We start from the raw sequence: 24,746 nt of genomic DNA, 5'->3' as shown, positions 1-24,746 counted from the left end.
GTCAAGTTGGTTAATGGCGAACGCATCCGGTCCGCCATCCTTGGCAGACTGCACGGAAAAGATACGGGTCGGTAACTCGGCCTATCGGCCAACGCGCGGAGGCGTCGACGCCTCCGCCAGCTGAAACAGGCAATCGCCACGCCGCACCTGCGCGGGCACGCGCTTGCACACCACTTCGCCGTCGCCGTTGAAGCGGTGCAGCACCGGTTCGCGCAGCGGCGTATCGGGGAAGTGCACCCACGCGGCCGGCTGGCCGGCCTTCACCTGGTCGCCGAGTTCGACGAGCGGTTCGTACAGCCCGCGCTCGTACGCGTAGACGAAGTGGCGATCGCCGTCGACACGCAGGAAGCGCGTGACGGTCGGCGGCGCGTCGGGCACGAGCGCGCCGTGCAGCAGGCCGATATGGCCGAGGTAGTGCAGCAGCCCGTGGCGGCCGAGCCGGATCAGCGACGGATCGGCCATCCCCGCGCCGCCGAGTTCGGTCACGATCGAGATCGCGCCCTGCCGACGCGCGGCCGATGCCGAGTGCACCGGGTTCGGCGCGTGCAGCAGCGCGTTCGGCAGCCCGAACGCGACCAGCAGGCCGTTGAGCTTCGCGGCCTCGTCGTCGTCGAGCGGGTCGATCGCGAGCATGTTGCCGCCCTGGTACAGCAGCGAGCTGCCGCCCGAATGCAGGTCGACCAGATACTGCGAGCGCGACAGCAGCGCATGCTCGATGTAATGCGCGATCATCTGCGTCGGCGTGCCGGCCGGGTCGCCGGGGAAGCTGCGATTCAGGTTGCCTTCGTCGAGCGGCGACACGCGCAAGCCGGCGTCGGCCGCGGGGAAGTTCGCCATCGGCAGCAGGATCAACTGCCCGCTGACCATCTCCGGATCGATCTCGCGCATCAGCTGCGACACGATGATCTGGCCTTCGTATTCGTCGCCGTGATTGCCGGCCATCACGAGCGCGACCGGGCCGTCGCCGTTGCGGATCGACGCGATCGGGATCGGCAGCCAGCCGTATGCGGAGCGATGCACGGAATGCGGCAGGCGCAGATAGCCCGCATGCTTGCCTTGCGCATCGAGATCGATTTCGCAGTGGATGGGATTTCGGTGGGAGGAGGAGGCGGTCATGGCGGCATCGTTCGATGAACGGAATCTGCCATCTTATCGGGAAACGACCGCCGCGCGGCGTGCGCGGTGCGGGCAATGCCGGACGCCGTCAACCGGCCCGCGTGCGAACCCGCGACATCCGCAACGCGAGCAGCCGCACGCGATGTTGCAGCGCTGAAACGCATGCCGGCGCGCACATGCCGTGTGGCGCGTCGGCCCCTTGTCGCGACGGGGCCGGCGCGCGCGATCGCGTCAGCGACCGGAGGTTTCAGCTTCGATACGGCCTTCTTCCCACAGCGCCCAGAAACGGCTGCCGGCGCGATACGGATTTGCGCGTCGCGCCGCGTGATCGGTGACCCCCTGGCGATATGCGCCGTACAGCGTCAGCGGCGGATTGTCGACGACGCACGCGGCTTCACGCGCGGCGGGCGCGCGGTGCTCGGAAACGAGCCGTCGGATCAGCGAGGCGCCGTCGATCACGTCCAGTTGATCGCTCGCTTCCGCATGGCTGAGGACTTCGACGGTATTCATGTTTGGGCTCCCTGACATCCTGTTTCCCAGTCAAGGAGCAATAAGGGTGCCAGCGATGAAATACCGCGCGCCGCCCCGATCGTGCGGGCTTCTGCGGCGAACGTGACGCGCGGCGCGGGCCGATGTTACGGAACACGTCACGTGACACGGGCGCGCGCGGCGGAACACCTGCGCGTATGCGCGAAGTCACGCAAAGCGTTTCGGGAATGAATCGCGGAAAGCGAAGGGACGCGCGGAGGCCGCCGGCGTCAACGCGAACGGCGCGCGCTCAGCTCGTGGTCGCGGGCGTCACGCGGCTGCTTCCGGCCGAATAGAAGCGGTAGATTCCCTTGCCGGCCGACTTCGCGTCGTACAGCGCGCTGTCGGCCTGGCGGATCAGTTCATCGGGGGAGCCGTGCCCGTCGTCGAGGGCGATGCCGATGCTGATCCCGAAGCTGACGGTTTCGCCGATCGACAACGTGTACGGCGCCGAGATCTGCCGGATGATCCGCGCGGCGAGGAGCGAGCAGGCGTGCATCGTGGTGGCGTCGAGCGCGACGACGAACTCGTCGCCGCCGATCCGCGCCGCCAGCTCGCCGGGCGGCAGCGTCTTGCCGAGCCGCTCGGCGACCTGCGTGAGCACTTCATCGCCGGCCTGATGGCCGAACCGGTCGTTGATTGCCTTGAAGCCGTCGAGGTCGAGATACATGACGGCGAGCGTGGCGCTCGGCAGGTGCGGCCGGTGCGCGAGCATCCGCTTGAGTTGCGCATGCAGTTCGTGGCGGTTCGGCAAACCCGTCAGCGCGTCGTGTCGCGCGAGGTGCCGGATGTGCTGCTCGCTGCGGCGGCGCGTGGTGACGTCCTCGACGATGATCACCGCGTTGCCGTCCGGCACGCGATGGCGCGTCAGTTCCAGCTGTCGGCCGTCGGCGAGCGTGATGTCGAGCGGCACCGGTTCGTCATGGTTCAGCCAGACGTCGCATTGCGCTGCGAGACCTGCGCCGTCGGAATCGGCCACCGCGTTCACGCCGAGCGCCGCGACGACGTCGGGCAGTGGTGTGTCGAGCATGATCTCGCGCGGCGAGCCGAACAATTGCGCGGTGCGGCGGTTCGCGACGATCACGCGGCTCTCGCCGTCGATCATGCACAGGCCGTGCGGCATGTAGGTGAGGGCGGCGTCGAAGCGCGCGACGAGCTCGGCGTTGCGCTGGCGCGCGGCGATCAGCGCGACCAGCACGCGGTAATGACGCTGGACGACCGTGCGCATGGCCGCGAGATAGATCGCGAGCGGCGGCAGCAGCAGCCAGGCGCCGGGCCGGTCGACCAGCACCGCGCCGAGGCCGATCGGCAGGACGCCGAGCGTGACCTGGGTCATCGCGAGCCGGGGCAGCGCCGAATTGCGCGACGCGATCCCGCCGAACACGCCGCCCGCGACCATCACCGACAGCGTGCCGAGCTCGGCGTCGGGCGCCTCCACGCAGCCCATCACGCCGAGGCCGAGCACGAAGCACGCAGCGAGCGACACAGGCGCATAGCGCCGCGCCCAGTATTCCGCGCGATCGTCGCCGGCAGCACGGCGTACTGCATACGCGCGCGCGATCGCGAGCCGCGCGGCGAGCAGGCCGACGTCGACGACGAGCCACACGAAACACCAGAGTTGTTGCAGCCGGATCAGCGCGATCGCCGCGACGAACGCGCTGGCGAGGCCGGACAGCGCCATCGGGCGCACGTCCTCGAACAGCGTGACGAGCATCGACGGGCGCAGCGCGGCCGTCACGCGGTGATTGCCGCAGGGGGGAGTGGCGAGAACGGCATTCAGGAGGCTTGCCTTGACTGCCATGGCTATTTTGACCTCGACACGATGCGGCGCATTGCCGGCCGCCCCGCACGGCACGTGGCGGAGTGACCGGCGAGCCGGATGCGCACGACATTACCATGAAACGTCGGCCGCGCGTGTCGTGCGGGGGCGCCGGCGAGTCGTCGTCGACCACGCCGGCGCGCGCCTTGCGCACTCGCCGACGCGGGGGCAGGCGTCGTTGCCCACGGGACGATCTCGGGCGGCCGCCCGCGGACTGGTTTCAGCGCGCCGCACATGGCTCGCCCATGGCGGCGATCGGCCCGCGGCGATCGATGCGCCCGCCGTGACACCGCCGGATCGCGCCCGTATGTCGCCCGCGACCGGACGCCGCAGCCCGTCTGAATCCCGTTATAAGAAATTCAATAAGTAATTCATGTGGGAAATACTATAGGCGATATATCGAAAACAATGCCAGAATGCGCGCCGCTCCGAACGCCGCGACACCCGATCGCCGTCCGAGCCGCATCAGGAGGTTCCCCCCCACATGAAAAACCACGGCCTGTCACGGCGGGGTTTTCTGAAAGCCAGCGTGCTGGCGGGCGTCGCGGTCTACGTCGCGCCCATCGGCAGCCGCGCGTTCGCGGCGCTCTTCGAAGAAAAACTCCTCACCCCCGTCAAATGGGATAGCGTCACCGGCATCCCCCAATTCCGCATCGACGGCATCGCGAAGGTCACGGGCTCGAAAGTGTTCGCCCGTGACGTGCGCGCAGCCGACATGCCGCACTGGCCGCAGCAGCAGTCGCACGCGCTGATCCTCCGCGCCACGCAGGCCGACCGCATCTACGAAGGCTTCGACCTGTCGCTGCTCGGCGACGAACTGAAGCCGGACCGCGTGGTCACGGCCGACGATCTCGCACGCGACGGCGTCGCGTTCCCGACGTTCTACGGCGACGACATGCTGTTGCCCGCCGGCAAGACCCCCGCGTATCTCGGTCATGCGGTCGCGATCCTCATCTATCACGACTTCGCGCGCTTCCGCTTCGCGAAGAACGCGCTCAAGTTCCGCGACGACGTGATCCGCTACGGCGCGGTCACGGGCCCGCTCGAGCGCGATCCGTGGGGCACGTTCCGCTACGTGCGGGTGGGCGGCAAGACGGCTTACGATGACGATGTCTATTCGAGCCTGAAGGATGCACCGATCTTCCCGAGCATGATGCGCAAGCACCTGCCGGTCTGGCCGGACGGCAAGGAGCACGGCAGGCTCGACGAGCAGGGGATGTTCCTGGCCGGCCAGATCGCCGCCGAGCTCGATCGTCCGTCGGCCGACTGGCTCGTGTTCGATCGCGAGTACAGCACGCAGTCGGTCGATACCGCCGCGCTCGAACCCGACAACGCGAACTGCTGGTACGACGCCGCGACGCAGTCGATGCATCTGGTCGTGCCGACCCAGTCGCCGCTCGAAGTGGCGGAGAACGCGGCCGCGATGGTCGCGAAATGCCGCTTCCCGGTGAAGAAGCTGTTCGTGCATCCGTGCTACACGGTCGGCTACGGCTCGAAGGATCACTGCAACGTGCCGTTCTACGGCCTCGTCTGCGCGCTGTACGCGGACGGCCGCCCGGTGCGGTTCGCGAACGACCGCTACGAGCAGTTCCAGACGTCGCTGAAGCGCCACGCGTTCAAGATGCATTACCGGATCGCGGTCGATCGCAACACGGGTCTCATGCAGTCGTTCAAGGGCGACTTCGAGGCGAACGGCGGCGGGCGCTCGAACTTTTCGCCGTCGGTGGCGATGGTCGGCGCGACGGCCGCGCAATCGATCTACTACTTCCCGAAGAGCGACCTGGCTGCGGTCGCGATCGCGTCGCGCGCGATCGACGCCGGCTCCGCGCGCGGCTACGGCACGCTGCAGAGCATGGCAGCGACCGAGATGGCGGTCGACGAGATCGCCGCGCAACTGAACCTCGATCCGATCGAGTTTCGCCTGCGCAACGCGCTGCGTTCGGGGATGAAGAACACGCAGGGCGCGATTCCCGCCGGCGCGCTGCGCGTCGACGAAGTGCTGGAGCGCGCGAGGCAGCATCCGCTATGGACGCGCCGTGCGGCGCGCAAGGCCGAATTCGAGGCGGCGAACCCGGGCAAGCGCTACGGCGTCGGCTTCGCGTGCGTGCAGAAGGATTTCGGCACGGGTGCCGAGGCATCGTTCGCGAAGGTCGAATTCGACGAGAACGGCAAGGTGTCGCTGCATCACACGGCGGCCGAGATCGGCACGGGGATGTCGACGTCGCAGGCCGTCGCGGTCGCGAAGTGGCTCGGCCGCCCGGCGACCGAGGTGCGCGTTGCCGTGACCGAATGGCCCGATCTGCCGGTCGAGACGAGCGGCGATCCGTACCTGATGTCACAGGCCGACCAGGACCGGCTGAGCGCGAATCCACGCTGGTCGCCGGGCTATGCGTCGCCGTCGAGCGCGACGAACTCCGCGTACTACTTCACGCACAGCACGCGCGAAGCCGCGCGCGCGGTGTTCCGCTACGGGCTGTGGCCGGCCGCGATGTCGATCTGGACGCGCGGCCTCGGCGGCGGCCAGGCCGCGCCGTACACGATCCGCATCGAGGACGCGCGCTGGGTCGACGGCAAGCTGACCGCCGACGGCCTCGAGCCGCTGACGTTCGAGCAGCTCGCGAAGCAGGCGCATGCGCTCGGCCTGCCGACCGGCGCCGTCGTACACGTGTTCAACCGCTGGCAATGGACCGACGCGGAGTTCGACGTGGGCGGCGCGGTCGATCGTCTGCCGATCGACGGGTTGTCGCTGCGGGTCGGCGCGCCGAAGACCGGCGACGACGGCCCGATGCCGGGCACCGCCGCGCCGGCCGGCGCGACCGCGATGCACGGCACGCTGGCGCCGACCGCGAACGGCTATCGCGTGCTGGACCGCAAACGCGTGTTCATCCCGCCGACGAGCCGCAACAACGCGGCCGTCACGTACTACACGGCGGTCGGCACGCTCGTCGAGCTGGCCGTGCACGAAGCGACCGGCAAGGTCGAGCTGCTCACGCATCATTCGGTCATGGAGTGCGGCAACCAGATCTCGCCGCAACTCGTGTCGGGCCAGTTGCAGGGCGGCCTCGCGATGGGCATCGGCCATGCGCTGCACGAATACCTGCCGCTTTACGAAGACGGCCCCGGCAACGGCACGTGGAACTTCAACCGCTACCAGCTGCCGCGCGCGACCGACGTCGCCGTGTGGTCGCAGACGGGCGACATCCTGCCGCCGCTGTCCGAGACCGATCCGCCGAAGGGTGTCGCCGAGGTGGTGATGATCCCCGTCGTCGGCGCGATCGTGAACGGCATCGCGCACGCGATCGGCCATCGTTTCACCGACTTGCCGGTGACCCCGCAAAAGATTCAGGAGGTGCTCGCATGACGACCGCCCAAACCGCCGCGTCGGCCGCGAGCGCCAGCGCGGCCGCGACCGGCGCATCCGCGCCGAATGCGGCTTCGGCCACCCCGGCATCGGCACCCGCGGCACCCGCTGCCGCATCGGCCGCCGTCGAGCGTCCGCTCGTCCGCTTTCAGCAGAAACCGCTGTCGGTGAACATCAACGGCAAGTCCGTCGGCCCGATGCAGGTACCCGAAGGGCTGATGATGATCGAGTTCCTGCACGAGTATGCGGGCCTCACCGGTTCGCGGCTCGGCTGCGGGCAGGGCATCTGCCACGCGTGCGTCGTGATCGTCGACAAGCCGGACGGCACGAGCGAGGAAATGCGCACGTGCATTACCGGCGCGCACTTCTTCCACGGCCGTTCGATCCGCACGATCGAAGGCCACGCGAAGCGCAACGAAGCCGGCGAAGTGGTGGAGCTGTCGCCGATCCAGCAGAAGTTCCTCGAGCACTTCAGCTTCCAGTGCGGCTACTGCACGCCGGGTTTCGTCAACGCGGCGACGGTGCTGATCGAACGCCTGAAGCGCGAGCCGGTCGCGAAGGCCGACGTCGAGCGCACGATCACCGACGCGCTGAACGCGCACATCTGCCGCTGCACCGGTTACGTCCGCTACTACGAAGCCGTGAAGGACGTGATTTTGACCACGCCGGGACTCGTGAAGGACGCCGCATGAAACGCACATTCGCCCATCGTGCCGCGCGGGCCGCGGGCCTGCCCGCACTCGCGGCCGCCTGCGCGCTGATGCTCGCCGCCTGCGGTGGCCATGACGCGCCGGCCTCGAGCGCGGCTTCCGGCGCGCCCGGCGCCGACCAGATCGCGCGCGGCCGCTATCTCGTGAAGGCCGCGGACTGCGCGGCGTGCCACACCGCGAAGGACGGCGCGCCGTTCGCCGGCGGTGCGCCGCTCGAATCGCCGTTCGGCACGTTCTACGGTTCGAACATCACGCCCGACAAGGATCACGGGATCGGCGGCTGGAGCGCGGACGACTTCTACGCCGCGCTGCACGACGGCAAGGCGCCGGGCAAGCGTCTGTATCCGTCGATGCCGTACACGTCGTACCGGCAGCTCACGCGCGCCGATACCGACGCGATGTACGCATACCTGAAGACGGTGAAGCCGGTCGCGCAGGAAAACCGCGCGCACGAACTCAAGTTCCCTTACAACCTGCGCTTCGGCATGGTGTTCTGGGACATGGTGTTCCTGAAGGACAGCCTGCCCGACGCATCGACCGGCCAGTCCGCCGACTGGCAGCGCGGCCGCTATCTGGCGGGCGCGCTCGGCCACTGCGCGGAATGCCACACGCCGCGTGCGTTCACGGGGCAGCTCGACGGCGCGAAGCCGTTCGCGGGCGCCGCGCTCGGCCGCGTGGCCGCGCCGGACATCACGCCGGCCGGCCTCGCCGCGCGCGGCTGGACAGGCACCGACCTGCAGACGTTCTTCGGCGTCGGCATCGCGCCGCAAGGCTCGGCGTTCGGCGAAATGTATCCGGTCGTGCATCTGAGCACGCAATACATGACGAAGGACGATCTGCGCGCGCTGTCCGTGTACCTGCTCGGCGATACGCCGCCGGCGCCGCAGCCGGTGAAGCCGGTGTCGGCCGATGCCGCGCAGCTCGCGGCCGGCCGCTCGGTGTATCTCGCGGTGTGCGCGGGTTGTCACGGTTTCGACGGCGAAGGCAAGCCGCACGTGGCGGTGCCGATGAACGGCAATTCGACGCTGCGTCAGGGCGATGCGCGCAACCTGCTGGTCGCGATGCTCGACGGCATCGACGAGCAGAAGTTCGCCGGCGTCGAGAACCTCCAGCCGATGCCGGGTTTCGCGCACACGCTGAGCGACGACGAACTCGCGCAGCTCGCGAATTACCTGCGCGCGACGTGGGGCGGCCAGCCCGCGAGCGTCACGCCGGCCGACGTGAAGGCCATGCGTCAGTAAGTCGTGCGACGAAGCGGGGCGTCACGCGCGAGGCGGCCGGTTTCCGGCTGCGCTCGTGCGTGACGCCCCGCTCGAGCCTTTCCGGCGGCGCTTCAGTAGCCGCCGCCCCCTCCGCCGCCACCGCCACCTCCGCTACCGCCCGCGCCGCCATACCGGCTCATGCCGGGACCTTGCGACATGCCGCCACCCGACGACGTACATCCGGCCGACAGCACCAGCATCAGCGCCGCGAGCAGCGCCGCGGCCAATCTTGCGGAACTCATTTCACTCTCCTTTCGCCGAGAAGGCCGCGCGGCAGGGCGGTTCGCGTGAACCGGCGACCGCGCGATGACGAAACGTTTCCGGCGGGCGGTTTATTCCATGCTTTTTGCGTTCGGCACAAGGCGAAACGGAGCGGCGCACGCGCACGCCGCCGGGGCGCGGCGCGCCCCCGCAGATTCGCTACATCACGGGATACGTAGCCGGAATGCCGCCGTCGCGGCGGCCTCCGGTCAACGATAGACGAGATCGGCGCGGCGGTTCTGCGCCCACGAATCCTCGTCGTGACCGAGCGCGACGGGCTTTTCCTTGCCGAGGCTGACCGCTTCGAGTTGCGAGGCCTGCACGCCCAGCGTTTCGAGCGCGCTCATCACCGCTTGCGACCGGCGTTGGCCGAGCGCGAGGTTGTATTCGGACGTCCCGCGTTCGTCGGTGTTGCCCTGGATCAGCACGCGGCGCGACGGGTGGCTGCGCAGGTAGTCGGCGTGCGCCTGCAGCAGCGTCTGGTATTCCGGCTTCACGGAGTACTGGTCGAAATCGAAGTAGACGCTGCGCTTCGCGAGCGGGCTGTTCGGATTGTTGAGATCGTCGGCCGCCACCGTCGCGACCGCTTCGCTCGATGGCGCCGGCGCCATCTCGGCATTCTCGGGCGTTTTCGCCGCGTGGTGACAACCCGCCAGCAGCGCGAAGGCTGCCATGACCGCAAATCGGTTCGTTTTGCTCATCGTGCGTCTCCTGCGGTTGACTGCGAGGAAAGCGTGGTGCGCGCGAACTGCCGCGTCACGCATCCGGCGAGACGGCGCGAAAGTGCCGGCTTCCGTGCGCGATGCGCTTTCGTAAGCCGGCGATGCGCCATATGAAAGATTGTCTCGGCCGGAACGCCGAAGCACGGCGCCGCTGCAACTAGATTAGGAAAAATGTCACAGCGTGACCAGTTTCTCTCATTTTTCACACGGGAACGACGCAGGACGCATTCTTGCTTGCGCGGAAACCGCGGCATGCGCGGCGATGCGTGATGTGCCATGCCGGTGCGGGCGTGTCACGCATCGCGGGGCGTCAGAACTTGTGCCGCAACCCGAGCGCGACCACCAGCTGGTTGCTGTTGGCTGAAGGCGTCATCGTCCAGACGGTCGCGTTGAACGCGGGATTGCCGTTGCCGCCGCTCACGCTTTGATAGACGGCTTCGAGATACGCGTCCGTGCGTTTCGAGAACGCATAGTCGGCCTGCGTGACCACGTGGTTCCATTTCGGGCGCGTCTGGCCCGTGCGCGTGTCGAAACGGCCCATCGTATACGTGTACGCGGCGGCCACGCTGAATGCCGGCGTGACGAAGTAGCGGCCATCGACCGAGAAGTTGTCGAAGACGAGCGATTCGCCCTTCAACGGGGTGATGCCGCTGCCCTGAAGCACGCCGCTCACGCCGTCGGTGGCCGAGTGCGACCACGCGGCGCCGACCGAATGCGGGCCGAACGCATAGCGGCCGGCCACGGCCCAGATCTGCTGGTTGCCGCCCGTGATCGTCGCCGAGCCGTCGACCGTGCTCAATGCGCCGTCCGGATTCGGCGCATTGCGGTCGCGGCTGATCTTCAGGTAGCCGGCGCCGAGCTTCAGCGGCCCGTTCGCATACCCGAGCCCCGCGCTCCACACGGCGTTGTTCGAGAACGCGCCGGCCGTGTTCGAGAATCCGAACATCGCGCCGAACGTCAGCCCGCGATACGTCGGGCTCGTGTACTTCACCGCGTGGTTGATGCGCAGGTTGCGGTTCGAGTCGTCGTTGTCGTACGGATGCACCGCGAGGTTGCCGCCCCAGCCGGGGCCCGACGCGCCGAGCGGCGTCACGAAATCGAGGATCAGGTCGTACTGGCGGCCGAACGTGAGCGTGCCGGCCGTGCGCGAGCTTATGCCAAGCCATGCCTGACGGCCGAACATGTCGACGCCTTTCTGCGACAGCTTGCCCGTCGTGCCCGAGAAGCCGTTCTCGAGCGTGAAGACCGCCGCCATCCCGCCGCCGAGATCCTCGCGGCCGCGCAGCCCCCAGCGCGACGCGTTCAACGCGCCGCTCGTCAGCCCGACGCTGCCGCTGCCGGGCGAACCGGCGCCTTGCGTACGCTGGTTGGTCGCGTAGGTGATCGACGTATCGATCAGGCCGTACAGCGTCACGTTGCTCTGCGCATGCGCGACGCACGGAATCAGGCCGGCCGCGCAGGCGGCGAGCACGGTCCCCGGGAGCGTGCCGGTACGACGGCCGCGGCGGACGGCATGCGGCGTGGCAACGCGCGCGTTGGCGGGCTGGATGGTTTTATAGGAATGCATAGGATTTTTTATCGTTGGTCTCCGGCCCGATCGCCGGTGGGTCGCGTCGGCGCGCCGGCCGACGGATCGAGCGGCCATTATTGGAGATCGCGCGACCGACGATTAAGGCGCTGCACAGGAAAGGTCCTCTGCGAAATCGCGTGGAATCGCGGCGGTTCGAGGCAGGGTGTTTTCGTCGAATCGGCACGGAATGGAACCATCGCGTGTGGGGAAGGATTCGGCATTTACGAGGCGGTTCAGCGTGAGCGTCGGCATTTTCAGGAGCCGGCCGCGGATGCCGTCCGCGTGATGTTGCAGCGCGCAAGGTCGTGCATTGCCGCGTTGTCCGTTGGAGGCGCCATGTATTTCTGACGTCGCGCGCGACGACCAGCAAAATTTTCCGCCCGAAACGGCAAGGGCCGAATCGCCGCGTCGGGCTCATTGCGTTCGTAGCATGAACCTTCCCTTGCCGCCGCAACCCGACCGGCGACTACGTAATGCGCGACTTTTTCACGCGCGGCCGTTCTGCACAATGGACTATTGCGCGTGGCCCGCCTGCCGCTGTGCCGGCACGTCACGCATGCCGCGGGAGAACGAATATGGTGTTGATGGCTGTGGGCGGGGGCGGACCGGTGAACGTGCCGCAGCCGCAGAATGACGACAATCCGGCACCGACGAACGGGGCCGGCAGCGCCCCGCCGGCCCAGACGCCGGAGCAGCAGGCCCTCGCGGCCGCGCAGGCCGAGACGCAGCGCCTGCTGCAGCTCGCGCAGGCCGAAATGGCGGCGCTCAAGCGTCTGCACGACCATGGCGCGTCGCAGGCCGATCTCGACAACCAGGTGAAGAAGGCCGAAGCCGCATGGGGCTCGGTGCAGGCGGCGGTCGAGAACCAGATGCGCGTCGCGGCCGACGGCGGCGGCGACACGAACAAGGCGATCGCGGGCGTGGCATCGGATCTGCGCAATGCGTCGCCGAACGATCCGGTGCTCGGCTCGGTGCTCGACGATGCGCAAAAGGCGGTGTCGGCCGAATCCGTGCCCGAGCGGGCGACCAACGTGAAGGCGTTCCAGTTCGCGGTGGCGATGCAGAAGGATCAGGACGCGAACGCCGACGTGCAGCGCTACAACGCGTTGCCGGGCGGCATCCGGCGCGCCGATCCCGACGCCGGCGCGCAATTGCGCCAGGCGGCCACCACGGCCGACACGAACGCCAACGACGCCTACACGGCGCTCACCACCGCATTGCGCCACGAATACAGCACGTCGGCCGCGACGCTGCGCCTGAACGACGCGAAGGCCGACTATGCGGCGTGGCAGAAGGAGCCCGGCGGATTGCGCCGCGCCGACGAGGCCGACATCACGCAGGCGTTGTCGCAGGCGCAGAACCAGTACGACAAGGTCGTGACGGGCGGCGACGACACCGCGCTGACCTACGTGACGGCCGACGAGCAGAAGCAGGTCGTCGCGTCGGTGAAGCAGAATCACGACGGCATGTGGTACACCGGCCTCGTCGACGCGCTGGGCGAGGAGAGCCAGCTCAAGCGCACGATCGCGACGATCAATCCCGACGATCCGTCGCTGTCGCCGCAGATGAAACAGCTCGCGCAGTCCGACCCGGTCACGTTCGCGCTGATGCAGGACACGGGTGTGACCGTCGATCCGAACGATCCGAAGCTGTCGTCGCAGGAGAAGCTCCTCGTCCAGCAGAATCCGCTCGCCGAGGCGTTCGTCAAGCTGACGGGTATCAAGGTCGGCACGGACGGCCTGAGCGACGCGGACGCCAACGCACTGAACGCGCAGATCAACCAGGCGGGCGGCGTGTTCGCGTATGCGATGGCGAAGGCGCAGGCGGACAAGAACAATCCCGGTTATCAGAAGATCCAGACGCTGCTCGCGGCGGCGCCCGAGGTGCGGCTGCAGTACACGAAGCAGCAGGTCGCGCGGCTGATGGAGAATCCGGGCAGCAATCCGGGCGCGGCGCTTCAGGTGCTGAAGACCAACATGAACGCGTCGTTCTCGCTGGACGAACGCCAGGCGCTGTGGACGCAGGCGGGCCAGCCGCATTTCAACGCGAACTTCATCCATTCGCAGATCGATCCGCTGATGCAGAAGCCTGATTCGCAAGCGACGGACCAGGCCAGCATGCAGGCACGTGTCGACGGCCGGATGAATGCCGACAAGGCCGGCAAGTGGATGCAGGACATCCTTGCCAATGCGCCGCCCGAATTCGCGGGCGTCGTGCTCGATACGGTCGAGAAGGATTTCGGCAACAAGTGGACGCAGTCGAACACGGGCAGGCCGCAGCCTTACGGCGACGGCATCGAGTTCTATAAGGGCCTCAGCACGGCGGTCGGGCTCGCCGATCAGCAGCCGACCGCGAGCGGCGCGCCCGTGCATCGCGAGGACGACGTCGCGAGCTGGCTGCTCGACGCCAACGGCAACGCGAAGACGATGATCTATACGCTGCGCGGCGGCGACGCCGGCTACGGGTTCGACGGCGTGCGGCAGGCGCTGTCGTCGGGCGTCGACCCGACGTTGTCGAAGGCGCTGCTGTCGAAGATGCAGAACGACGACCGGTTTCGTTCCGGCTTCGCGAACGACTTCCAGCTGCGTTACGACCAGGGCACGAAGAATGCCCAGGACAAGCAGAACAAGGACACCGCCAACGCCAGCTACAAGCTGTTCCAGGCCGATCCGGACAAGCAGCTGAAGGCGTATTTCGACGACTTCCAGAAGCACTTCGACGACAAGTCCTATACGTTCACCACCGGCTCCAATCAGATGACGAACTTCGTCGGCGCCGGGCTCGGGATTCAGCCGGACGACCCGGGCGTGACGCCGACCGACCGGAACGACGTGCCGTCGATGGCGATGCTCGAGCAACTGATCGTCGGCAACGGGCAGTTGCAGAATGGCACGGCGGTTAACAGTCAGTCGCTGTACGCGAGGAATTCGGCCGCGACTCAGATGATCCAGACCGTCGTCGATCAGATCCGCAAGGTCGGCGGCGACCACGCGGTTGTGTCGCTGGTGCCGATCTACTACGTGTCGAAGGGGACCGGCACCGCGCCGAGCGCGCTGTTCAAGGTGCAGGTGGAGGGGCATCCGGACCAGTACAAGCTGATCGACGATCGCGGCTGGAAGTACGACTCCGTCGACGACTATCAGCACAACAATGCGCTGTCCGACGACGGCAAGCTGTACGTGCCGAAAAGCCTGACGAACGGTCCGGCGTCCGGCGGTTTCTCGCAATACCAGCCGATCGATGCGCACAAGACGGAGTGGTACCAGCACGCCGAACACATCCTCGAAATGGGCGCCGGCATTCTTGCCGCGGCCGGTGGCGTCGTGCTGGTCGCGAGCGGCATCGGGGCGCCGGTCGGCGGCCTGATGCTCGGTGCCGCGTGGACTGCCGTCGGCGCGGGCATGGCCGTCGGCGTGCCTGCCGCGATCGGCGACCTGAAGAACCTGAGCGATCACGGCCAGTCGATCGGCTTCGGCAACGAACAGGCGCGCGGCGACTGGATCAGCCTGATCGGCAGCGGCGCGGGCATCGCCGGCGGCGGGCTCGGCGTGGCGGCGAAGTCGCTCGCGGAGGCATCGTCGCTGCTGCGCACGACGGGGCGGGTCTCCGACCTGTTGACGGTCGCATCGCGCGGCGACGGCGCCGCGGCCGACGTGGCCGGTCTCGGCCGTTTCACGCAGGAAGCCGACGCGTTCCAGTCGCTCGCGCAGACGACGGGCAAGACCGCCGGCGTATTCAATGTCACGGGCGGCGTGATCGGCGGCTACCAGATGGCCGATCAGAGCGTGTCGCTGGTCAAGAACTGGGACGCGATGTCCGATTCCGATCGCGCGCAGCAATTGCTCAACCTCGGCATCGGCATCGCGCAGATGGGGCTCGGCTCGCACACGCTGATGGAGCGGCCGATTCGCGCGATCACGAAGACGCCCGCACCGTCGACGATGTCGCGGCCGGTCGCGATCAACGTCGTCGATACGTTGTACGGCAACGGGCTGGCGAACCAGCGTCTCGCGGTCGGCGAGATCGGCAATCCGTGGCAGCACGCGGAGGAGCAGGCGAACAGCTTCGGCGAACCGGTCGACGACGGCGGCGCGGTCGCGCCGGCCGACAAGGGGCTGCGGGCGCGCATCGCGTCGTGGTTTCGTGCACACCGCATGCAGGGCACGCCGGACGATGCCGCGATCGTGCCGCGGCTCGCGCCCGACGGCGAAGCGACGCCGGCCGTCGCCGATGCGCTGGCTGGCGACGTTGCATCGACAGCCAGGGCCGGCATGCCGGCAAACGGCGCGCATCCGGCGTCCTGGGAGATCCCCGCGCATGTGGCGGCCGATCCGGCGATGCTGAGCGAGGTGGTCGGTGGAATCATCGAGAGCGGCAACCGGCTCGAGGACGTCGAGTACTACGTGTACGCGCTGGAGGACCCGGAAGGTAACGTACGCAACCCCGAGGAACACGGGCTGCCCGCGACCGAAAAGGGCAACATCGTCGACGACCTGAGCGCGGCGCGGGCGGACCAGCGGCGCGCGAACGCGGCCGACGATGCAAAGGCGCGGGCGGCGATTGCGCCCGACGAAGGCGGCACGATCGGCGTGACGCGCTACACGACGTATCACGACGCGCTGATGGTCGGCGCCGACGGCGTGGCGGGCGGCCGCTACCGGATTGCGCTGGTCGATCACGGCGCGCTCGCCGCGGACGGCTCGGTGCCGCCCGAAGCGGTGGTCGGCCACGTCGGGCTGACCGACGCCGGCGATGCATTCAAGCTGTCGATGAACGATGCGTACGACCGCGCGCTGCGTGTGGTGTACCCGCGCGGCTTCGATCCGCAGAAGCCGTTGATTCGCTACGAGGGCGGCCGGCGCGTCGACGTGATCAACGCGCCATTCGGCATGCGCGAAACGCAGTGGGCTGCGTATCCGCGCCGCGAAGCCGACCTCGCGATCTATTCGGACAACCCGAGCCAGCCCGAGAACCGGCTGCCGGCGGGCGAGCGGCCGTTGATGCCGGTGCCGCCCGGCTACTTCGCCGTGTACGCGCATGCATGGGCCGACGCCTTCGCGAGCGCGACCGGCAAGGCGATGAGCGCCGAAGACATGGCCGCGCTGATTCGCCAGAGCGGCTGGGACGGCAAGTCGCCGGTCATTCTTTATGCGTGCGGCGCCGGCACGCGCGTGAGTCCGCTCGCGCAATTGCTCGCGAACGTGCTGGGCGTGGACGTGTACGGCGCAAGCGGTTTCGTCGCATGGCGTTCGCCGCGCTATCGGGCCGACGGCAGCCCCGACTCCGGTTATACGGGCGGCATCCTGATCGAGCCCGGCGCGCCCGATCAGGCCGGCGTGCCGGACCATTCGGTCAGCGGCGAACCGCGTACGTACCGGTTCTCGCCGGCGCTGGCGGTCATCGACCAGGGGGCGCATCCGGTCAACTGGAGCAGCGTCGCGCCGCGGCCGGTATCGAACCAGTGGGGCGGCAGCGCCACCACGGGCGATGCGCGCGTGCCGATCGGCGTGTACGTGTGGCGCCTGTTGACGAAACGCGGCTCGATCATCAATCCGCGCAGCGGCCGGTCGGCCAGCGCGCTCGAGATGACGCATGCGTTGGAAGAGCTGGCGTGGAAGGGCTATACGCCGGGCACGCCGATCGCGCTGGAGGGGCCGCACAGCGGCGCTAATCCCGAGTTGCTGCAGGAATTCGCGGATCTGATCCAGGCGCCGGTATTCGGCCGGTTGGGCGACGACGACGCGGCCGGATGGCGGCGGGCGCTGCCCAATCCGGGCCGCCGGCTTGCGCGCTTCGAGATCGAGCCCGACGTGAACGGGAAGTTCTCGCCGGGCGGCGCGCAGCCGATTCGGATCAATCCTCTGGAACTGCGACCCGTGCCGGGTTCGAGCATCGTGAACCTGCTCGGCCATGCGACCGCGCGCCAGTTCCTGAAGGTGTCGGGGTTCGACATCGCCGAGTCGCACGGCACGGCGCCGCGCGACGTGACGCTGGACAGCGCGGCCGCCGTCACGGAAGGCGGCAAGACGATTTCGCCGCGGCAATTCGCGCGCAAGCTGCTCGACGATCCGGCCTATACGGAAGGCAACGGCGTGCTGCTGACGGGCTGCTATCTCGGCGCCGGCGGCTATTCGTTCGCGCAGGAACTCGCGTACGAACTGCAGGTGCCCGTGATCGCGTCGATCACGTCCAACTCCGTGCGCGGCACCGGTGCGCTGGAACTGTATCCGATCGACGACAAGATCATCCTGCCGGCAAACGATCCCGACGTCGCGACGCGGCTCTATCTGCATTTGCCCGAGGCGCCCGACGCGAGCGATCCGCCGATGGTGTTCGCCCAGCGTGGCGAACCGGTGGCGCGCACGGCCGTGCATGGCGATGCACCGGTCGAACCGGTGCGCGCGATCGACGCGCAGATCGATCCGGACTCGGACAGCGGCCGACGCGGCGCCGGCGGTACGCAAGGCGATGGCGGACGCCAGGGCGTGACGCCGGGCGGGCCCGCGCATCCGCGGCTGGCCCCGGATGCGGAACCGGGCGAACCGCCCGTCTACGAGCCGACTCCGATCGTCGAAGTCGGGCCGGGGCAGATCTTCACGGCCGACGAATGGGCCACACACGTCGAGCAGGCCGCCGAAGCCGAGGCCGACGACGGCCTGTCGGGGAAAACGCAGAAAATCTATCCGAAGATCAGCCGCGTCTATACGGACCGCCGGATCGCCAACGACGGCGTCATCACGACGACGGTTCATGGTCAGTCGGTGCTGCAGCCCGGGTTCGACGACGTGACCGGCGTCGACGCGACGCAACATCCCGAGTTCCTGCGTCCGGCCGATACGCTGCTGATGCCGCCCGACGATCCGCTCCATCCGATCGGCGCGCGCGGGCTGATGTCGCCGCCCGGCCATCACGTCGTGTTCGGCCACGGGATATCGGCGGACGCGATGCTGGGCCCGGAAGGCCGTCCGCTCACGCCCGACGAGGTGGCCGAGCGCGTGGCGCCGCATCTCGAACCGGGGCAGGACGTCACGCTGTATTCGTGCTTCGGCGGTTCGAACAAGCACGATCCGTTGCGCATCGCGCCCGGGCAAGTACGAGCGGCCAGCACGACCTTCGCGGCGGCACTCGCGCAGCGCCTGTCCGAGCTGACCGGACGGCCGACATCGGTCTGGGCGCCGCCGGACATCCTGCTCGTCGAGCCCGACGGTTCGACCACCGTGCGTGGCACGCGACTGACCGGCCAGGTCGACAAGGATCGCCTGCCGATGCAAAGCTTCCGTGGCGATCCGGCTCGCGTGGGCCGGCCGGCGCTCCCCGCGGGCCGCGACGCGGAACCGGCCGCGACGACCGCACGTACCGCGTCGCGCCCGCTCGGCGATCCGCCGCCGCGCCCGACGGTGCCGCGCGTGGCCGATCCGACGTTTGCCGATCCCGACTACGATTTCACCGCGATTCCGGACGACACGTTCGAATCGGTCACGCTCGATCATCCGTTCCGCACCGCGCTGGCCGACCGGCCCGGCGTGATCGGCGACGCGGCGCGCGTGACGCAACCCGGCGGCACGGTGAGCCAGCGCTGGCCGAGCTACTTCCTCGACGGCCCCGAACCGACCCGCGTGATCGACGGGGTGATGCAGGCGTTCGACGCGGCCGGGCTGACCAACCTGCGCGTGGAATTCGTGACGCACGACGGCAGCATCGAACTCGGCAGCGGCACCGATTTCGGCGCGCTCGATCCCGAGGACGGCTGGTTCCGGTTCAGCGGCACGGTGCCCGATGCACCGGCTACCGCCGCTACGCACGCGCCGGTCCGTTCGGCGGCCGATGCCCGGCTCGCGTTGCCGGAAGGCGCGCGGACGGTCGCGCACGACGATCTCGGGCAGGCAATCGATGCCGCGCATACCGGCCCACGGAACCACGCCTACGTGCAAACCGACGCGTTGCCGGACGGCACCGCGCTCGCACAGGGCAACCTGACGCCGCAGGAGCGCGTCGCGGCCAGCGCGTCCGCGAACCTCGCCGCGGTCGAGGGCGCGGCACCGACCGACGTGGTGCTGCTGTCGGCGCTCGGCCACGATCCGGCTCGCGCGCTGCGCATCACCACGCCCGATGGCGGCGAACTGGTCAAGCCCGCCGGCGTCGACATGTACGTCGTGCGCACCCGCGACGCGGCGACCGGCGAGGTGTCGTACCGGCTCGTCGGCATCGATCGCTCGGGCTTGCCGGAAGGCTATACGGCCGTCCACGCGGGCGGCATGCGTGCGGTCGGGGCGACCGACGGCCGCCCGACCTGGCCGACGATCGGCCACGCGGGGCCGGCGGCCGGCCGCCTTGCGGGTACGGCCGGCGAATCGTCCGGCGCGGCGGCGCCTGCCGCCGTATCCGGTCATGCGAACCCGCCGGCCGTGCCGGAGGGCGCCGCGGTGGCCGAAGCGAGCGACCCGCAGGCGGTTGCCGCGACCTGGCTCGACAGCCTCGGCCGGCGCACGCTCACGCGCGTCGACGGCCAGCGCGCGCCGACGCTCGACGGGTTGGGGCGCCAGCTCGGCCCGAACGCGCACGTGCTGATCACCGCGCATACCGACGCGCCCGCCGCCGACGCCGAACACGCGGCGCCGGCATTCGTCGCGGTGCTCGAGACGGACGAGCACGGCGCACTCGGCCCCGTGCGGATGCTGGACGGCAAGCGCGTGCCGCGCGCGCTGCGCAAGGCGCTCGTGAAGACCGGCAGCAGCGGACGCACGGCACGCCGTCAGTTCGATTTCTTCGTGTCGCCGGTCGCGCACGACGAGCTGATGCAGTTCGGCGGCGCGTCGAAGATCGAGACGCGGGACGGCAAGTCGTCGTGGTCCGTGACCGCGTCGGGGCATCCGGTCGACACCGCGCTCGCCGCAGAGGTGGCGAAACTGCACGACGCACCGGGTTTCAAGCGGCCGCGTCAGGCCGTGCGAGCCGTCGAAGGAGAGCAGCGCTGGATTCACGTGGTCGAAGACGAGACGGGCAAGGTGCTCGGCTACGCGGAGCGCAACACGAACCACGAATGGAAGTACTACGAGAAGGCGCCGCTCGGCGATACCGAGATTCCCGAGCAGGATCTGCGCACGGTGTTCCGGCGACGGCGCAGGGGCGGCATTCCGGTCCTGCGCTCACCGCGACGCGGCATCCGGTTCGTCGTCAGCGACGTCAAGCCGGAAACCGTCGATCGAATCGGCGGCTTCCGGCCGGTGAAGGAAGCCACCGCGGCAGAGAAACCGCCGCACCGTTCGCTCGGCGATCTTTTCCAGTCGAAGGTGCCGCTTCGCCGGCCGCTCACGCAGGCGGAGCAGGGGAGTGAAAGCAACACGGCAACGCGGCCACCGGTCGATCCGCACTTGCTGCCGTCGAGCACATCCGCGCTCAACGCGGTCGATTTCAGCGGCAACAGCGTGCCGCACCTGCTGACCGCGATCCGGAACGGTGCGGTCGACGGCAACCAGCACGTGATCTACGTGTTCAGGACGGACAGCGCCGTGGCCGAGGCGCTCGACGATCCGGTCGGCGTGATCGCCGCGCGCAACGGCGAGATGCGGTGGTTCGACGCGGTCCGGCACGCGAACAACCCGAATCATCAGGGCATACCGCTCGACGAAATGCCGATCGGCAACGACCGGTTCGGCACGGACGTGCATTTCTTGCTCACGCAACTGCCGCCGCGCGCGTTCATGCGGAGTGCGCGGCCGACGCGTGTCGCGGCGCTCGAGGCGCGCGCGAAGGCGTTGCGCGAGCAGTTGACCGACGCGGAAGCGCGTGGCCAGCATTCGGCGCCGTTCAGGGCGCTCGCGGCCCGGACACGGCACGGTTACAACGAGGTGCTGAACGACTTGCAGCGCTTGCGGCGCAGCGGCACCGCACCCGCGCCGCTGTCGATCGAGCCGTACCAGCCCGGGCTGTCGTCGTCGACCGTCGTCGCGTTCAACCTGCGCAACGGTGCCGCGAAGACCGAGCACTATTTCGCGACGCACGACCAGATCGAGGCCTACAACAAGCAGGCACAGCGCGCCGGCAACGTGAATCTCGTGCTGAAGGGCGAGCCGCAGGCCGTGATGGTCGACCCCGGCATGTGGCGCACGCTGCTCAACAAGCTGTATGTCGGGCGCGACGTGTCGACGTCGGCGTCGCGCTTCCTGCCGGTGCCGGGCAAGCTGCGCGCGCGCACCCGGCGCTTGGGCGCGGCCACCGTCGCCGATCAGCGGATCCGGTATTTCTTCACGCGCTCGAGCGAAGCGTTGCAAGACCGCATGGTGCCGATGGCACGTTCGCTGTCGCTGAGCGACGATCCGGCGCTGATGCGCAAGATCGTCGAGCAATACGGCGGTGTGACGCCGGTCGTCACGCTCGTGGTCGATCCGCATCTGCTCGCGGCCGTGCTCGGCAAGGCGCACGATCCGGATTTCCTGCGCGCGGTGAAGGCGCTCGGCGACCAGAAGCACGCCGTGTTCGACGGCGAGAACGGGATGATTCATCCGGCGCCCGGCACGGACGGGACGGCGCTCGCGCTCGATCATCTCGCACACCTGAATCGCTGGCTCGACGAGGCGGCGCGCACCGGCTTCGCGATCCGACTCGAAACGGCGCCGTCGCGCGCGCTCGTGTCCGGCACCGACTACCGGTACCAGTCGGGCACCAACGACGCATACCACGACTACGTGCGCGTCATGACGGCGCTCGAGAAGTGGTCGAACGAACATCCCGACACGACGGCGCCCAACGTGATGGTCACGTTTCACGGCTGGGACGCGGTGCCCGAATCGGTGCCGGGCGCAGGGCACGAGAAGCTGTTGCGCGCCGTGCTCGAGCGCGAGGGGCTCGAATGGGTCCACGTCGGGCTGTCGCTCGGCACGCACGGCGCCGACTTCATCGGCAACCAGGACCTGACCGGCGCGCTCGCGAAACTGATCGTCGAGAACCGCGCGCGACCGGAAATCATCGATCGCCTGCACGGTGCCGATGCGCTCACGCGCGTGTTCGAGCGCGTCGACCGGCAGACGCTGGCGAATCAGCATCAGCTGCTGTTCGCGGAGGTCGAGCGGATCGGTGCCGCGCAAGGGATGACGCCCGCCGAAGTGGCCGCGCTGCGCCAGAAGCTCTACGAAGGCAACACGACCGTATGGCTGAACCAGGCGCGCAAGGCGACGATCGAGCATGCGACCGAACACTGGAAGGGCGACGGCAACGGGCCCGGCAACAAGACGGAGAAGGGCGCGCGCACGTTCTCCGCACGCTGGCTGAAGCAATACGGCGACAGCGTGCCCGACCGCATGACCACGCGCGCGCAGCCATCCGCCGCGGACCCGGCCGAACACTGGCGCGCGGTCGTGCGCGATCCCGCGCTGATCAACGATGGCACCAAGCCGATCGGTACAAGCCGGCGGGAGACCGCACAGCTCGCCAAGGTCGAGATTCCCGACGCAAAGCGCGCGCAGGCGGAGCTGCACGCACTGCGCGTGCACGACGAGCCGATCGGCACGACCCGACGCCCGCCGTCGCGACGGCGGGTTGCCGGCGAAATGACCACGGCCACACTGACCGGCGGGACCGCCGCGGGTGCGCTCGTCGCGACGGGCAACGAATTCGTGGGCACCGCGACGAATTCGCTGTACGCCGGCCTGCGGGTCGGTCGCGTGTTCCAGGCGCTGCATCACGGCGCGGTCGCCAGCCTGAAGAACGGTGATCCGCGCGCGTTCGATCGGGCCGTCGACCGCCTCGTGCGCGGGCTGCAGAAGCAACTCAAGGCGAACGGGTTCGACGCCGCCGCGCGCGGCACGCAGCTCGAACAGATTGCACACGAAGGCAAGGCTGCCGCCGCGCAGCTGCGCGCGCTCAACGAGGACGGGACGCTGTCGTTCGACGAAACCGCGACGCATACGCAGGCGATCGCTGCCGACATGCTCGCGCAGATGCAGGGCGTGGTCGGCGGGACGTCGCTGAAACTGCTGCACCATGGCAGCCCGCGGCACTCGGTTGGCCGGGTCGGGCGGCTGCTCGCACTGGGAGGGTACGGCGGCTCGATCACGATCAACGGCGCCAAGTTCCTCCATGGCGACGGGCTGGCCGGCGGGCAGGCTTTGGGCGGGATCATCAGCGCCATCTCTACCGGCATCGTCTACAAGGGCGGTTCGCGCGGCGTGAATGCGGAGAATCGCAGTCAGCTGGCGCGGATCGCGAGCGCGACCGGCGACTACGTGACATCGGCCGTCGGTCTGGCAAGCGGTATCCACGGCGCAATGGCCGCGCATACGTTCGGCGAGGGGATGACCGGCATGCTCGGTGCAATGTCCGGCGCGCTGCTGGGCGCCGGGCGTCTGCATACGCAATTCCCGAATGCCACGCCGTGGCTCGCGCGCTTGCCGACCGGCATCGCGCTGTTCCCGGTGGCGATCTTCGGGATCATGCAGGGGTACGGCGTGATCTCGGCGTTGACGGGATCGGACGATAAGAACAAGCATCCTGGTTCCGGTCCGTCGCCGGCGCCTTCGGGTTCCAGCAGCACGACGCCGACGCCCGGGGCCTCGCTCTCACCGACGCCCGGGGCGACGACGGCGCCGGCGGCTCAGCCGAGTCCGTCCGCGTCATCGACGCCGAATGGGCAACCGTCGGGGACGCAATCTTCACCGGCGCAGCCGTCGACGGGTTCGCCGAGCCCGACGCCAACTCCGCTGACGGTGAACGTCGTCGCCGGCGATTCGTTGTGGACCATTGCGGAAACTCACGAAGGATCGTTGCTTGCAGCCGCTCGCATACCGGCCGACGAACAGCAGCGGATGTCGGACGGTCAGAGGATCAACGTCGCGTTGAACGAGATCCTGCAGCTTAACCGGAACCTGGCGAGCAATCCGGGGGAGATCAATCCGGGGCAGCAGGTGATTGTCGGGTGAAGGGGCGGGTGGAACGCGGGTGGTGTCTTGCCGTCGCACGGCGCATATGCGGTCGCTGTCGACGTGGGAGCCACAAGCCAGCGCCCGTCATCAGCCTCCTGACCGTTTCCTGGGCGAGCCGGATTTCGTGGGATTCCCAGAGCTTCTCGCAGGCCAGCGTCGGGCCAAAATCGGCGTAGCGATCACGGATGATCGACTGCACCCGGTCAGCCGTCGTGCTGTCCAATCGATTGTTGCTGGGCTTCGCGCGTCGTTGAGACACGAGACCTCGCGGCCCGTGCTCACGCAGTCGGCCGACCAGTCGCCGAATCTGCCGCGTTGTCAGCCCGAGTCGCTCGGCTGCGCGCCACGGCTGAAGCTTGCCGTCCGCGACGTCCTGAATGACCTTGAATCTGTCCAGCTCGCGCATCGTCATCGTGATCCGTTCCGTTGCAGCCATCAAAGCCTCCGGCGCTGGATTCCCAGCGGCCGATCAGCTTACGA

10 protein-coding genes and 1 pseudogene are annotated in these 24,746 nt (G+C 68.6%); 4 read left to right on the top strand and 7 right to left on the bottom strand.

Going from position 1 to position 24,746, the window contains the following annotated elements:
• Positions 1-81 precede the first annotated feature (81 nt).
• The 3 genes from WS87_RS23105 to WS87_RS23095 form a co-directional block, all read right to left on the bottom strand.
• Entirely contained in the window at positions 82-1,116 is a 1,035-nt protein-coding gene (locus WS87_RS23105; protein ID WP_059819109.1) for a succinylglutamate desuccinylase/aspartoacylase family protein, read from the bottom strand.
• A 231-nt stretch (positions 1,117-1,347) separates the two neighbouring features.
• Complete coding sequence (locus WS87_RS23100) at positions 1,348-1,626, bottom strand: hypothetical protein (protein WP_059819108.1); 279 nt, start codon at positions 1,624-1,626, stop codon at positions 1,348-1,350.
• Between the two features lie 268 nt (positions 1,627-1,894).
• Positions 1,895-3,445 carry a sensor domain-containing diguanylate cyclase gene (locus WS87_RS23095; RefSeq protein WP_059819107.1) on the bottom strand — a complete coding sequence of 517 codons (1,551 nt, stop codon included), beginning with the start codon at positions 3,443-3,445 and terminating at the stop codon, positions 1,895-1,897.
• Positions 3,446-3,947: 502 nt separating this feature from the next.
• Between WS87_RS23095 and WS87_RS23090 the strand changes: the two genes are divergently transcribed.
• The 3 genes from WS87_RS23090 to WS87_RS23080 are packed head-to-tail and all read left to right on the top strand — an operon-like array spanning position 3,948 to position 8,775.
• Positions 3,948-6,824, top strand: a complete 2,877-nt coding sequence (locus WS87_RS23090) for a xanthine dehydrogenase family protein molybdopterin-binding subunit (RefSeq protein WP_059819106.1) — start codon at positions 3,948-3,950, stop codon at positions 6,822-6,824.
• Positions 6,821-7,516: a (2Fe-2S)-binding protein gene (locus tag WS87_RS23085; RefSeq protein WP_059819105.1), complete on the top strand. Its 696-nt coding sequence runs from the start codon at positions 6,821-6,823 to the stop codon at positions 7,514-7,516. Before WS87_RS23090 ends, WS87_RS23085 begins: the two co-directional genes overlap by 4 nt.
• On the top strand, positions 7,513-8,775 hold the full coding sequence (locus WS87_RS23080; protein WP_059819104.1) for a cytochrome c: 1,263 nt from the start codon (positions 7,513-7,515) through the stop codon (positions 8,773-8,775). The genes WS87_RS23085 and WS87_RS23080 overlap by 4 nt, the downstream gene beginning before the upstream one ends.
• 92 nt (positions 8,776-8,867) lie before the next feature.
• Here the strand turns inward: WS87_RS23080 and WS87_RS34050 are convergent, their stop codons facing one another.
• The 3 genes from WS87_RS34050 to WS87_RS23070 all read right to left on the bottom strand — a co-directional run bounded on the left by WS87_RS34050 (position 8,868) and on the right by WS87_RS23070 (position 11,346).
• Entirely contained in the window at positions 8,868-9,038 is a 171-nt protein-coding gene (locus WS87_RS34050; protein WP_175906937.1) for a hypothetical protein, read from the bottom strand.
• Between the two features lie 228 nt (positions 9,039-9,266).
• Complete coding sequence (pal, locus tag WS87_RS23075; RefSeq protein WP_059468012.1) at positions 9,267-9,758, bottom strand: peptidoglycan-associated lipoprotein Pal; 492 nt, start codon at positions 9,756-9,758, stop codon at positions 9,267-9,269.
• Between the two features lie 331 nt (positions 9,759-10,089).
• Positions 10,090-11,346, bottom strand: a complete 1,257-nt coding sequence (locus WS87_RS23070) for a porin (RefSeq protein WP_059819103.1) — start codon at positions 11,344-11,346, stop codon at positions 10,090-10,092.
• Positions 11,347-11,924: 578 nt separating this feature from the next.
• Between WS87_RS23070 and WS87_RS23065 the strand changes: the two genes are divergently transcribed.
• Positions 11,925-24,263, top strand: coding sequence for an LWXIA domain-containing protein (locus WS87_RS23065; RefSeq protein WP_059819102.1), 12,339 nt, complete (start codon positions 11,925-11,927; stop codon positions 24,261-24,263).
• 49 nt (positions 24,264-24,312) lie between these two features.
• On the opposite strand, the pseudogene WS87_RS23060 reads toward WS87_RS23065, so the two are convergent.
• Positions 24,313-24,702, bottom strand: a pseudogene (locus tag WS87_RS23060) (helix-turn-helix domain-containing protein); the annotation flags it as partial.
• Between the last annotated feature and the right edge of the window lie 44 nt (positions 24,703-24,746).

Source organism: Burkholderia sp. MSMB0856, assembly GCF_001524645.2.
GTDB classification, from domain to species: Bacteria; Pseudomonadota; Gammaproteobacteria; order Burkholderiales; family Burkholderiaceae; genus Burkholderia; species Burkholderia diffusa.
Note: the sequence above shows the minus strand (reverse complement) of the source record. Positions and strands in the feature narration are given on the sequence as shown.